Origin of the sequence: Streptomyces sp. MST-110588, assembly GCF_022695595.1 — a bacterium.
Taxonomy (GTDB): domain Bacteria; phylum Actinomycetota; class Actinomycetes; order Streptomycetales; family Streptomycetaceae; genus Streptomyces.
Map to the genome: position 1 here is coordinate 6,974,234 of NZ_CP074380.1, position 13,201 is coordinate 6,987,434.

Annotated in this window: 10 protein-coding genes and 1 pseudogene; 5 read left to right on the top strand and 6 right to left on the bottom strand. The window is 72.7% G+C overall.

Going from position 1 to position 13,201, the window contains the following annotated elements; genetic code table 11:
- Positions 1 to 35 precede the first annotated feature (35 nt).
- The 6 genes and pseudogenes from KGS77_RS30520 to KGS77_RS30540 all read right to left on the bottom strand — a co-directional run bounded on the left by KGS77_RS30520 (position 36) and on the right by KGS77_RS30540 (position 6,478).
- Positions 36 to 1,253 (bottom strand): hydrolase, encoded by a 1,218-nt coding sequence (locus tag KGS77_RS30520; RefSeq protein WP_242586339.1) that lies wholly within the window; start codon positions 1,251 to 1,253, stop codon positions 36 to 38.
- On the bottom strand, positions 1,246 to 3,324 hold the full coding sequence (locus tag KGS77_RS30525; protein ID WP_242586340.1) for an NAD(P)/FAD-dependent oxidoreductase: 2,079 nt from the start codon (positions 3,322 to 3,324) through the stop codon (positions 1,246 to 1,248). Before KGS77_RS30525 ends, KGS77_RS30520 begins: the two co-directional genes overlap by 8 nt.
- Entirely contained in the window at positions 3,321 to 3,491 is a 171-nt protein-coding gene (locus tag KGS77_RS34740; protein ID WP_277994287.1) for a flavin reductase family protein, read from the bottom strand. The genes KGS77_RS30525 and KGS77_RS34740 overlap by 4 nt, the downstream gene beginning before the upstream one ends.
- 71 nt (positions 3,492 to 3,562) lie before the next feature.
- Positions 3,563 to 3,796: pseudogene (locus tag KGS77_RS34745) on the bottom strand (flavin reductase family protein); the annotation flags it as partial.
- The gene (locus KGS77_RS30535) at positions 3,789 to 5,210 is read right to left on the bottom strand and encodes a ketosynthase chain-length factor (protein ID WP_242586341.1); all 1,422 of its coding nucleotides are present in this window, start codon (positions 5,208 to 5,210) and stop codon (positions 3,789 to 3,791) included. The gene KGS77_RS30535 and the pseudogene KGS77_RS34745, both read right to left, overlap by 8 nt.
- Complete coding sequence (locus KGS77_RS30540; protein ID WP_242586342.1) at positions 5,207 to 6,478, bottom strand: beta-ketoacyl-[acyl-carrier-protein] synthase family protein; 1,272 nt, start codon at positions 6,476 to 6,478, stop codon at positions 5,207 to 5,209. Before KGS77_RS30540 ends, KGS77_RS30535 begins: the two co-directional genes overlap by 4 nt.
- Positions 6,479 to 6,894: 416 nt before the next feature.
- Here KGS77_RS30540 and KGS77_RS30545 point away from each other — a divergent pair, with 416 nt between their 5' ends.
- The 5 genes from KGS77_RS30545 (at position 6,895) to KGS77_RS30565 (ending at position 12,994) form a co-directional block, all read left to right on the top strand.
- Positions 6,895 to 8,205, top strand: coding sequence for a LuxR C-terminal-related transcriptional regulator (locus KGS77_RS30545; protein WP_242586343.1), 1,311 nt, complete (start codon positions 6,895 to 6,897; stop codon positions 8,203 to 8,205).
- A 256-nt stretch (positions 8,206 to 8,461) separates the two neighbouring features.
- Positions 8,462 to 9,931 (top strand): M28 family metallopeptidase, encoded by a 1,470-nt coding sequence (locus KGS77_RS30550; RefSeq protein WP_242586344.1) that lies wholly within the window; start codon positions 8,462 to 8,464, stop codon positions 9,929 to 9,931.
- 333 nt (positions 9,932 to 10,264) lie between these two features.
- On the top strand, positions 10,265 to 10,594 hold the full coding sequence (locus KGS77_RS30555) for a putative quinol monooxygenase (RefSeq protein WP_242587785.1): 330 nt from the start codon (positions 10,265 to 10,267) through the stop codon (positions 10,592 to 10,594).
- Positions 10,595 to 10,822: 228 nt separating this feature from the next.
- Positions 10,823 to 11,521, top strand: coding sequence for an isoprenylcysteine carboxylmethyltransferase family protein (locus tag KGS77_RS30560; RefSeq protein WP_242586345.1), 699 nt, complete (start codon positions 10,823 to 10,825; stop codon positions 11,519 to 11,521).
- 402 nt (positions 11,522 to 11,923) lie between these two features.
- Complete coding sequence (locus tag KGS77_RS30565; RefSeq protein ID WP_242586346.1) at positions 11,924 to 12,994, top strand: acyl-CoA thioesterase II; 1,071 nt, start codon at positions 11,924 to 11,926, stop codon at positions 12,992 to 12,994.
- Positions 12,995 to 13,201: the final 207 nt, after the last annotated feature.

Consider the following 13,201-nt stretch of genomic DNA (forward strand, 5'->3'; position numbering starts at 1 on the left):
AGGTTGCCGGGATGGGTGGGTGGTCCGGCGGCGGCTCAGTTGCCGCCGTCGAACACCGCGCGGGTGTAGTTGCGGGCCGCGGGCTCGAACTGGAGCGCCTGATGGGTGGCGATGGAGTTGATGTCGCGCCAGAACCGCTGGAGCGGTCCGCCGTCGGCCTGGCCGCCGGTGCCCGCCGTACGGAAGATCCGGTTCGCCACCGTCGCCAGGACGTCCACGGCGAAGGCGCTGTCCCGCATGTTGCGGGCGATCAGGGCCGGGGGGAAACCGGCCTCGTCGTCGGCGGAGCGCGCGATCCGCTCCAACAGCAGCTCGACGGTGTCGATCTCGACGGCGGAGCGGGCCAGCACCATCTCGTACGTGGCCCGGTTGCCCGCCACTCCGGGCATGCCCGGCAGCGGCGGCGCGCTGCGGACCTTCTCGCCGAGGTAGCCGGACAGCAGCGCCAGGGCACCACGGGCCGCGCCGAGTGCCGGGGCGACGAAGGTCAGACCGTTGACGGCGGGCAGCGGCGCCACGCGGGAGACCGCCGGGTCCCCGGAAGGGCCGGCCGCGCGGCCGGCGAAGACCACGTCGCGGTCCACGATCCGCTCCGGCGGCACGTACACGTCCTCAAGGACGGCGGTGTTGCTGCCGGTGGCCTGCATGCCGACGCTGTACCAGGTGTCCTGCGCCTGCCAGGCCGAGCGCGGCACGATCACCAGCTTCATCCGCTGCTCGCCGCCCTGTCGGGCCTTGGCGCACACGATCAGCCAGTCGGCGAACTCGATGGCGCTCATGTACGGCCAGCGGCCGGTGACCCGCAGCCCGTCCCCCTCGGGGACGGCCTCGCCGAACGGCAGGACCGAGCAGACCACCGCCGCGTCCGGGCCCTGGCCCCACACCTCCCGCTGTCCCGCCAGGGGGAACAGGGGCAGGAACCGGGAGGTGTTGGCCAGCAGCGAGGCGCACCAGGCCGTCGCCGTGCATTCCTCGCCGACCGCCACGATCGCGGGCAGCAGCTCGCCGAAGGTGCCCTCGTTACCGCCGAACGCGGCCGGCACGAAGTGCCGCATGAAACCGGCCTCGCCCAGGCCCTTGAACACCTCGGCGTCGAGCTGCCGTTCGCCCGCCATGTCCGTGGCCAACCCGGCGCTGAGGCCGGCGACCTTCCGGGACGCCGTCAGCAGCGTGCCGCCGGTCGTACTCGGCTCGTCGCGGGATTTCTTCAGCGCCTCGCCGCTGGTATGCAGCGCGTTGGCGGTCTCATTCATTGCCGGTACCCCCGATGGTGGACATCTCGTATTCCGCCGGATCGACGGATCTGGTCAGCCGCCAGTACGTGTCGCCGGCGAACGGCCAGTTGGTCGCGGAACGGCCGCCCTGCGCGTACCAGCCGCTCACCTTCGACCACACCCACGCGCGGTCGCGGTTTCCCTCGTCCACCCACGCGTTGTACGTGTCGTACACCTCCTGGCGGACCTCCAGCGCGTCGTGGCCGGTGGCCAGCAGCAGCCGGATGGCGTCCAGGATGTAGGTGGTCGCGCATTCGGAGAAATAGACGATGCTGCCGCCCTGCCCGACGAGATTGGTGTTCGGGCCGTAGAGGCAGAAGAGATTGGGGAAGCGGGGGACGGTCATTCCGAGGTAGGCCCGTGGCGCGCCGTCCCAGAATTCATGGAGATCCGCCCCGCCGCGGCCGGTCACCTTCATCGGGGTCAGGAACCGGGACGCCTGGAATCCCGTGGCGTAGACGATGACGTCGACGTCGTACTCCTGATCGCCGGCGACCGGCCCACACGGCGTGATGCGCCGGATCGGTTCGGTCACCAGCCGCACGTCGTCCCGTTTGAGCGTGGCCAGCCAGCGCCCGTTGTCGCGCAGCACCCGCTTGGCGCCGACCGGGTAGCGCGGAATGACCAGGTCGCGCAGCTCGGGGGCGTCGGTGAGCTGCGCCTCCATGCCCTGGAGCAGGGAGGCCCGCAGCCGCTCGTTGAGGGCCGAGACCGCACGCTCGGTGGGCGGGTAGCCGTGGTCCACGACCCATCCGTCCAGAATTCCGCGCAGGCCCGGCGCGAGCAGCCAGAACCGGTACCACTGGGCGTAATAAGGAATGTGCTCGAAAAGCCATTTGGCGCTGTCCGGCACCGCGTCGTGATAGTGCGGGGTGGGCCGCATCCACGGCGGATTGCGCTGGAAGACCACCACTTCGGAGGCGGTCCCCGCCAGTTCCGGCACCAACTGGTAGGCGCTGGCGCCGGTACCGATCACCGCGACGCGCTTCCCGGTCAGGTCGACCGTATGGTCCCAGGCCGCCGTGTGGAACGCGGGCCCGCCGAATTCCGTACGTCCGGGGATGTCCGGCAGATTCGGCCGGTTGAGCTGTCCGACCGCGCTGATGACGGCACGGTGGCTGACGGTCGCGCATTCCCCGTCCGGGCCGTCGAGCGTCAGGTGCCACAGCGCCCGCTCCTCGTCCCAGCGCATGTCCCGGACTTCGGTGCCGAAGCGGATGCGGTCGCCGACGCCGGAATCCTTGGCGAAGGTCCGCAGGTATTCCAGGACCACGTCGTGCCGGCAGAAGTGGTCGGGCCAGTCGTGCTTGGGCGCGAAGGAATAGTTGTAGAGGTGGCTGGCGACGTCCGTACGGCATCCCGGATAGGTGTTCTCGAACCAGGTGCCGCCCAGTTCGGGGTTCTTCTCGTAGATCACGAAGGGCACGCCGGCCTGGGCCAGGCGGTAGCCGGCCAGCAGCCCGCTGAACCCGGAGCCGATGACGGCGACCTCGAAGTCGCTGCCGGGCCGGACCTGGGACCTGGTCCACCGGGGGGCCCTCGCGTCGTGGCAGGGCAGGACGATCTCCTCGGCGAGCAGGTCCAGCAGGTCCTCGGTGTCGGTGTCCATGGCCCAGGCCGTGATGGCGCGCAGCAGGTCCCGGTCGGGCGGGGGCGGAGGAGCGCCGGGGGAGGCGGGCGCGCCGGGGGAAGCGGGCGTGGCCTCTCCGGTTCCGGCCGTGCCCCCTTCTGCCCCGGCCGCACCCGGCTGCCCGTGGTCGCGCAGCCCGGCCAGTGCGGCCAGCGCGGCCTCGCGCACCTGCTCCTGCCGCTCGGCGCTCAGCCCGCCCTGCGGCGCGAACAGCCACCCCGGTGCCCGGACGTCCGTACGCAGCAGCGACACATCGCCGGTGAGGTGGACGGTGGTCATCAGCAGCGCGGGAATCTCCGCGCCCGCCAGATGCCGGCGCAGTGTCTCGTCGTCCGCGTCGATCTGCGGGACCGGCCTGCTGGGGGCCACGGCGGTCACCTCCGAAGGGTCGGCGGCAAGGTCCGGACGGTCGGTGGTCATGGCGCCGCGTCCAGTACGGCGAACCGGCGGTCGTAGTAGACGGCGGGCGGCCCGGCGTCGGCGATCCACTGGTCGACGACCTTGCCGACGAGGATGGTGTGGTCGCCCGCGTCGTGCCGCCGGTCCACGATGCACTCGACGGAGGCCAGCGCGTCGTCGACGACCATGCCGCCGCGCGGGTACGGACGAAGCCGCCGCCGGCGAACTTCTCCGCCCTGCGGTCGGCGAACCGCAGCGCGAGGTCCGCGTGGCGCTGCCGCAGGATGCTGACGGCGAACTCCGCGCTGCGTTCGAACGCCGGGAAGCACCGGGCGGACTTGGCCAGGCAGACCAGTACCAGCGGCGGGTCCAGGGAGACCGAGCAGAAGGAGCTGACGGTCAGCCCGTAGGGGTTCCCGGACTCGTCGCAGGTGGTGGCGATGGTCACGCCGCTGGGAAACCGGGCCATCACGTCCCTGAAGTCGTCAGCCATCCGATGCCTCCGGCAACGTGGGCGAGGGGTGGGAGGAGGGGTGCGGGGCCGGTGCGTCCGCGCCGTCCACCGCCCGTACGACGACCGCGGAGTTGAAGCCCCATTTGCCCCGCGCCAGCACCAGTGCCGTGGTCACCGGCCCCGGCCGCGGCGCCGTGCGCACCAGGTCGATCCGGTACTCCTCGGGCACCTGGGCCGTACCGCCGCTCGGCGGTATGACACCGTCCCGTATGGACAGCAGGGCGCACGCCACGTCCACCGGCCCGCCCCCGGAGTACAGCCGCCCGGTCAGGGCCTTGGGCGCGGTGACCGGCACCGCCTGCGGCCCGAACAGCCCGCTGATCACCGCCGCCTCCCGGCGGTCCAGCTCGGGTACGCCCGCGGCGTCGGCGAAGACCACATCGACGTCTCCGGCACTCACCCCCGCGTCGGCCAGGGCCTGTTCGACGGCCCGGCGCAGACCCGGCGGCCGGGGCGAGCCCGGGGGCGGGTCGAAGGTGCTCGCATAGCCCGCGATCTCCCCGTAGACCCGCTGCGCGCCACGGGAGCCGGCCGCCCGCGCGTCCTCCAGGACGAGGATCGCGCCGCCTTCCCCCGGGACGTACCCGGTCGCGCCGGCGTCGAAGGGCAGGTAGGCACGGCGCGGATCGGTGACCGTGCTCAGCCGTCCGCCGGCGATCTGCGACACCCAGCCCCACGGGTCCAGCGCCGAGTCGACGCCGCCGGTGACGACCATGGGCGTGCCGCGCCGTACGGTCCGGCGGGCGTGCCCCAGGGCGTCCAGCCCGCCCGCCTGCTCCGCGACCAGCGCGCTGCTGGGCCCGCGGAGCTTGTTGCGGATGGAGATCTGCCCGGTGTTGACGGCGTAGAACCAGGCGAAGGACTCATAGACGCTGACCGAGGCCGGCCCCTGCGACCAGAGCTTCTTGAACTCGCGGTGGGTGAACTCGAATCCGCCGGTGGCGTTGGAGGTGACCACGCCCATGTCGTAGTCCGTGAAGGCGTCCGGCTCGATCTTGGCGTCGGCCAGCGCCCAGTCCGCCGCCACCAGGGCGAAGCGGGTGGAGATGTCGGTCTGCGGCAGGAGCCGGCTGGGCAGGTGCTCGCCCGCCTCGAAGCGGGTGATCTGACCGGCCAGCCGCACCGGATAGCGGGAGACGTCGAAGCGCGTGACCGGGGCGATGCCGGTACGGCCCTCCAGGGTCGCCTCCCAGTAGGGCTCCAGGCCCAGGCCGTTGGGGGCCAGCAGGCCGATGCCGGTGACGTACGCCCTGGCCGCCGGGCCCGGCGTGCCGTCCGCCGTCCGGTCCCGTACGTCGTCCGTGATGCCGGCCGTCGCCCCGTCCGTGGTGCTGCCGTCCGTGCTGCCGTCCGTACCGTTGTCGCTCATGTGGTCCCTCGTGTGGTCCGTCATGCGGCGTCTCCCGTGGTCCGGCGCAGCACCATGGCGCTCTGGAACCCGCCGAACCCGCTGCCGACCGTCAGCACGTTGTGCAGCGGCTTGACCCGCGCGGTCAGCGGCACGTAGTCCAGGTCGCACTCCGGGTCGGCCTCCCGCAGGTTCGCCGTCGGCGGGATCACACCGTTCTTGATCGCCAGCGCGGAGGCGGCGATCTCGATCGACCCGATCGCGCCGAGGGAGTGCCCGACCATCGACTTGATGGAGCTGACCGGCGTGCGGTAGGCGTGGTCGCCCAGACTGCGCTTGTAGGCGGCCGTCTCGTGGCGGTCGTTCTGCTTGGTGCCCGAGCCGTGCGCGTTGATGTAGTCGATGGCCCTCGGCCCGACCCGGGCCTCGGCCAGCGCCGCGCGGATGGCCTCGGCCATCTCCCGGCCGTCGGGCTTCAGGCCGGTCATGTGGTACGCGTTGCAGCGCGTGGCGTACCCCGCGATCTCCGCGTACACGTGCGCGCCCCGCCGCTCGGCGTGCGCCCGGTCCTCCAGGACGAACATCGCCGCCCCTTCGGCGAGGACGAAACCGCTGCGCGACCCGTCGAACGGCCGTGAGGCGCTCTCCGGCTCGTCGTTGCGCGGCGTGGTCGCCTTGATGGCGTCGAAGCAGGCGACGACGATCGGGGTGATCGGGGTGTCCGAGGCCCCGGCCAGCATCACGTCCGCACTGCCCTCGCGGATCAACTGGCAGGCGTGTCCCACCGAGTCGATGCCCGAGGTGCAGCCGTTGGAGACCATGGTCACCGGTCCCTCGGCGGCGACGGTCCAGGCCACCTCGGCCGGCATCACGCTCGGCGCCAGGTAGTCGAACATGTGCGGGGACAGGCTGCCGTGGTCCACCAGCCAGTTCCGGCCGCTGTCGGACAGGACCAGGTACTCCTGCTCCAGGCTGGTCGCGGCGGCCACCGCGCTGCCCAGGCTCACCCCGACCCGGCCGGGGTCGAAGGACTCGAACTCCAGGCCGCTGTCGGCGATCGCGTCCCGCGCGCAGACCACGGCGAACTGCGAGGCCCGGTCCATCCGGCGGATCTCCAGCGGGGACAGCCCCTCGTGCACCGGGTCGAAGTCGGCCTCCCCGGCGATCTGCGACCGGTAGGGGGAGGGGTCGAACAAAGAGATGCGGCGGGTAGCGGTCCGGCCCGAGGCCAGCAGCTCCCAGAATTCCTTGACTCCGTTTCCTCCAGGGGTGCGTACCCCGATACCGGTGATCACCACTCGTCGCCGAGCCATCGTGTTCTTCTCCCCCGTCACCCTCACTCGCGAGCCGCTCAACGCGGCCTTCGCCGGCGGCGCGCGGCGCACACGGCACGCACGGTGCGCGCCGTGTGCAGGCGTGGTGCCACGCGCCGGACAAAGACGAGCAGCAGGTTCCACAACCCTGCTTGGAGGACGCTTGGAGGTCGGTCGGGGCCGCGCCGTCCACCGCCACGAGGCGTACGGAGCGTATGGACCGTACGAAGGAGGAGGGCTGAGGGACGCGATGAGGACGCGATGACGGGTGCGCCGTCGGGGACGCCGTCGGGGTGTTCCGTGGCCCGCGGCCCGAGGCCCCCGCCTTCCCGGTCAGGCGCCACTGCTCGTAAGGATGGTCGTACCTGGCCGGAAGACCGGTTAGAAGGCGGCAGGATTGCGACTATCATGCGTATATGGCGTATCGGGACTGGGGGGACCCGCGGCGCACTCTCGCTGTGGTGGAGAACCTGATGCGGGCCCCCCTGAAAGAGATTCTGTCCACGCTGTCGGGGGAAGTGTCCGACCTCGTGCAGCACAAGGCCCTGATCATGCTCACCGGCGACTGCCCCAAGTCGGCCACCTGGAGTCACGGTGAGGCCCCGCTGACCGAGAACATCACCACCGCCGAGATGGCGGCCCTGGCCACCCATGTCGACGTCGGCACGCCCTGGTTCGGCCGGGCGCGCCTCGCCGGTGCGCCGCGCCCGGTCCTGGCGATGGCGTCCGCGCCCCCCGGCTCCGCGGGCGCGCTGCTGGCCCTGGTCCCGCAGGACGGCACCGAGCCCGCGCCGGAAGTCCTCGCGCTGATCCAGCAGTTGTGGGACCTGGCCACCGTACGGGTGATCGCCCTGCTGCCGCAGGCGGTGCCGGTCGACCTGGCGACACCCTGGATGGCCAACAGCGAACGGGCCCGGGTCGTCGCCGACCTGACCGACGAGCACGCCGCCACCCTCACCACCCTCCTCGGCGTGCTGCGCACCCGTACGCTGGATGACACCGCCGCCCGCCGGACCGCCACCGACTACGCGGTCTCCGCGCTGATCGAGCTGCGGGCGGCCGGCGAGGACGGGCAACTGCCGCGCGAGGAGACGGTCCAGGACGCCTTCCGCAGGCTGTGCGACATGCTCGGGCTGCTCTCCCGGTACAGCAACGTGGCGCTGGAGTTCTCCACGCCCAACTCCCCGCAGCGGCTGATCCCCTCGGAGATCGCGCAGGTGGCGCGCACCACCGCCCGCGGCACCGTCCTGACCATGCTGGAGCAGGGCGGAGTCGGCCGGATCCGGGTGGGCTGGCAGACCGAGGACGCCGAACTGCGCACGACCGTCCGCGACGACGGACCGGGGACGCTGGCCCCGGAGGCGCTGGCCATGCACCGGCTCGCCGACCGGGTCGGCGCGCTCAACGGCGCGCTGGAGGTCGACGCGGTGCCCGACTGGGGCACGATCGTCACCGTACGGCTACCGCTGACGGCACCCGGCCGCCCGCGCGTCGACGACCCGCTGGGCAGCCTGAACCGGCGGGAACTGGACGTCCTGGAGCACCTGGTGCACGGCCACCGCAACCGGGCCATCGCCCAGCAGCTCCAGATCAGCGAGCACACCGTCAAGTTCCATGTCGCCAAGATCCTCAAAAAGCTCGACGTCGCCTCCCGCGGCGAGGCCGCCGCCCTGGCCCGCGCCGCCGGCTTCCCCGCCGCCCCCGCCCTCAACGGCCAGTTGTACTGACCTACGGTCCGCGTGCTCCGTCACGCCGGGAGGTTCCGGCGCGGGGCGTCCGGTTGCCTCCGGCAGTGGGACCAGGTCGCAGGGCGGAGGAGGGTCTGCGTGCGGCGCGTTCGTTGTCCGGCTCGGGTTTTCCGTCGGTGACGGCCGCTTGCCGGTGGTCGCGATAGCGGTGACCATGGTCATGCCATTCGTGTGGTATCCGTGCCCGCCCCGTGCCCGTGTTCGTCCGCCGCCCCCGCCGCGAAAGGGACCCGTCATGGCGCAGCGCCCCTCCGGTTCCTCCCGTAGATCCGTCCTCTCGGTGGCCGCGACGGCGACCGCTGCCGTCACGGCGGTCGCGGCGACGACGGCGGCCGGGGTGCCGTCCGGTGGACGGCGGGCCGGGGCTGGGAGCGGGGGAGCGGAACCGTCGCGGCGGGAGGGGAGCGGAGGTGCGCCCGTCACCGCACAGCGTCCGGACCCGGAGCTGTGTGCCCTGCTCGCGGAGATCGACCGCCGGCGCATCGAGACCACCGTGCGCCGGCTCGTCTCCTTCGGGACCCGGCACACGCTCTCCGCGCAGCACGATCCCGTACGGGGCATCGGGGCGGCCCGGGACTGGATATACGCGCAGATGACCCGGTACGCCGCCGCGTCCGGCGGGCGGATGACCGTCGAGCTCCAGTCCTACGTGCAGGAACCGGCCCCGAGGGTGCCGGTCGCCACCCGCATCACCAACGTCGTCGCCACACTGCGCGGCTCCCTGGCCCCCGACCGGCTGCACATCGTCTCCGGGCACTACGACTCGCGGGCGGGTGATGTCATGGACGCCACCAGTGACGCCCCCGGCGCCGACGACGACGCCTCGGGGGTCGCGGTGGTCCTGGAGCTGGCGCGGGTGATGGCCACCCGGCGGCCGGCCGCCACCCTCGTCCTCGCCGCCGTCGCGGGCGAGGAGCAGGGGCTGTACGGGGCGGCGCACCTGGCCGAGCGGTGCAAGGCCGCGGGCGCGGACGTCCAGGGCATGTTCACCAACGACATCGTCGGCAGTTCCACGGCCGAGGACGGCACCCGGGACCCGTACACCGTCCGTCTCTTCGCCGAGGGTGTGCCCACCGCCGAGACCCCCGAACAGGCCGCCGTGCGGCGCGCGGTCGGCGGCGAGAACGACGGGCCGTCCCGCCAGCTCGCGCGCTTCGTACGCGATGTCGCCGACAACGACGCCACCGGCATGCGCGTACGTGTCGTCCAGCGGCGCGACCGCTATCTGCGCGGCGGCGACCACATCCCCTTCCTGGAGCGCGGCTGGCCGGCGGTCCGCTTCACCGAGCCGGCCGAGGACTTCGCGCACCAGCACCAGGACGTACGGGTGGCCGGCGGCAAGAGCTACGGCGACCTGCCCGAGTTCTGCGACTTCGGCTACATCGCGCGGGTGGCCCGGGTGAACGCGGCGGCGCTGTGGTCCCAGGCGCAGGCTCCCCGTGCGCCCCGGAACGTCAAGATCCTCACCACCGCACCGGGGAACTCCACCGAGCTGACGTGGGAGCGGGTCACGGAGCCGGACGCGGCAGGGTATGAGGTGGTGTGGCGGGGGACGACCGAGCCGGAGTGGACGCATGTCGTCGAGGTCGGCGAGGTGACCCGGTACACCGTCGGGCTGTCCAAGGACAACGTCCTGTTCGGCGTCCGCGCGGTGGGCCGCCGCGGCCACCGCGGCCCGGTCGCCTTCCCGGCACCGCAGCGCTGAGCCGTGGCGGCGCGGGGAAGACGACCGGGGGTGCGGTGTTCGGGCCGGGCTCGGTGTTCGGACCGGGCGCGGTGTTCGGGCAGGCTCGGTGTTCGGGCAGGCTCGGTGTTTGGGCCGGGCCCGATGTTTGGGCCGGTCGGCGCAGTGCCGGGTACGCCGGGGCGGCGGTTTTCCGGCAGGGCCGGAATCGACCGGCGCTCCGTTTCGCCGGCCGCGGCGCCACCGCGCACGATGGCAGCGGACCGGCCGGGGCGCCGTACGGCCGCGATGCCGTACGGGCGCGGGCCGGCCCGTACCGACACCCGTACCCGACGTACCGACCAGGAGAATCGCGTGATCTTCATCGTCGTCAAGTTCCCCGTCCGTCCCGAGCGCAGCGGGGAGTGGCTCTCGCTCGTGGAGGACTTCACCACCGCGACGCGGCAGGAGCCGGGGAACGTCTTCTTCGAGTGGTCCAGGAGCGTCGAGGACCCTCACACCTTCGTGCTGATCGAGGCGTTCGCGTCCGGTGAGGCGGGAGAGGCCCATGTGAATTCCGAGCACTTCCAGACCGCCATGGCGTGGATGCCGGACGTGATCGCCGACACGCCCAAGATCATCAACACCGAGGTCCCGGACACCGACTGGGGCCCCATGGCGGAGCTGTCCCCGCGCGGCGTGTGACCTACCCGGGCGGCCCGGAGCCGGGCCGCCCGCCCGCCCGTCCGTCCGTCCACGGGCCGTGCCGGGTCTGCCCCGTGCCGGGACCGTTCCCGTGCGGTACCGGGAAGCCGGCAGGGACAGCCGCGAACCGGGGAACCCGGGAATCCGGAGAACCGGGAGCCGTGGAGCACAGCCGAGCACAGTCCGGGAAGAGCCGAGCACAGCCGAGGCAAAAGGACGTGAGTGAGCATGAGCTCGTGGACCGCATGGACAGCGCTGGCCGTCTACCTGGCCGGCGGGGCGACCGGCTTCGGCCTGCGGAGCTGGCTGCACTACCGCACCAGCGGCGGCGACAGCGGCCACCGCTTCGCCCGTACGGCCAACGGCATGCCGACCGGAACGGCGGCCGGCACCTCGGCGTGGTGGGCGCTGACACCGGCGGCCGTGGGGATCGTGCTCGGCGGGGTGTCGCCGGTGCTGGCCGGCACCGGCCTGCTGCCCCCGCTCGCGGCACTGGACGGGCCGCTGATCGCCGAGACCGGGCTGGTGGCGGCGCTGGCGGGGTTCGGCGGGGTGTTCGTCGCGCAGCAGGCGATGGGCGGCTCCTGGCGGCTGGGGGTCGACCCCGGTGAGCGTACGGAACTGGTCACCGGCGGGATCTTCGGCCTGGTCCGCAACCCCATCTACACCGCGCTGCTCCTCGCGATGGCGGGGATCACCGCGATGGTGCCGAACTGGACCCAACTGCTCGCGCTGAGCTGTCTGTTCGTCGGCGTCGAAGTCCAGGTGCGCGCCATCGAGGAGCCGTATCTCGCCCGCGCCCACGGGGCGGCGTACGCCCGCTACACCGCCGGCGTCGGCCGCTTTCTGCCCGGCGTCGGGCGTCGGCCCGTCGGCGCGCCCGTCTGCGAGCCGTCCCCCGCGCCGGACGACGCGGGCCGCGGCTGACGCGGCGGGCCGTACGGCGCGGCGGCCGGACGGCGCGGGCGGACGGCAGGTGCGGGCGGACAGCAGATGCGGGCGGAAACGATCCGGCATACGCGGACCGGCTCGGAGTGCCGAATGCCGGACGGGCCCTTGGCGGTGTACGGGGGCGCCTGACAGCATGCGTCCCGGGCGTTGTCAGGGCGCCTTACGGCGCCGCTGGGACGGCTCCTTCCCGGGACGGCCGCCGGACGCCCGATCCGGTCGCCTCCGGCCCGGTACGGCGACGTCCGGTCCCGTCCGGCGGCGTCCGGCCTCGTCCGGTCCATCGTCATGTTTTTTGGCCTCGTTTTTTGGCCTCGTTCCACTCGTTCACTTCGTTCGGCCTGGTGCGGCCCCGTGTGGCGCGGAAGGGTGTGGCAGTCGTTGAGCACACAGAGCACGGCGCTGGAGGAGCTGATCGAGCTGCTCGCCCCCGAGCGGATCGCCGAGGACGTCTTCCGGGGACGCTGTCCCAGGGAACGGGTACGGCAGGTGTACGGCGGGCAGGTGGCGGGCCAGGCCCTCGCGGCGGCCGGGGCCACGGTGCCCGCCGGCCGTACGGTGCACTCGCTGCACGCCTATTTCGTACGGCCCGGTGACCCGGCCGAGCCGGTCCTCTACGACGTCACCCGGCTGGGGGACGGGCACGCGGCCACCACCCGGTCGGTCTCGGCGGTCCAGCACGACCAGGTGATCTTCACGCTGTCGGCCTCCTTCCACCGGGCCGAGGCGGGACTGACCCACCAGGACCCGATGCCCCAGGTGCCGGACCCGGAGAGCCTGGCCACGTACGAGGAGCGGCTGGCCGAGGCGTTCGGCGGGCCGGTCGCGCCGCTGCGGCAGCCCTTCGACCTGCGGTTCGTCGGCCCGCTGAGCTTCGATGTGATGCGGGACCCGGCGCTGCGGGCGGACCGGAACCTGGTGTGGCTGCGGACCGACGGCACGCTGCCCGAAGCGGCCCCCGCCGATGCGGTCCTCCCCGACGCCGCCCTTCCGGACGATCCGCTGCTCGCCGGTCCGCCGCCCGTCGACCCGCGGTCCGTCGCTCCGCGGTCCAGCGGTCCGTCGTCCCGCACTCCGCCGTACGCCGGTCCGTCCTGCGGCGGCGGTGCGCGGCCCGCCGCCGCGGCACCTTTGCTGCACGAAATCCTGCTGACCTACATCTCCGACATCACCCTGCTCGACACGGTCGCGCTCTTCCACGGGCTGTCCTGGGGCCGCGGTCTGACCAGCGGCGTCAGCCTGGACCACGCGATGTGGTTCCACCAGCCGTTCCGGGCCGACCAGTGGCTGCTGTACGCGCAGGAGACGCCGGTGGCGCACGGCGGGCGGGGACTCGTACGCGGCCAGGTCTTCACCCGCGACGGGCGGCTGGTCGCATCCGTGGCCCAGGAGGGGCTGATCCGCGTGCCCCGCTCCGGCCGGACGCGGCGCACGGGCCCGCCGGCCACATGACAGGCCGCATCCCGACGGCCTGAACGGACCGCCGGCCACCGGTACGGAGGCTTCCGGCGTGAACCGCCGCCATTCTTGACGTGCTCAAGTCTGTCGGAAAACGACTGCCGGTCAGCCGCGTCCGTAATTCGAAGCCCACCACACTCATTCCGTCGCAGCAGTGATATCGCTTCACGCTGGCCCCAGGGGTTTCTTCGCATTCGCCAC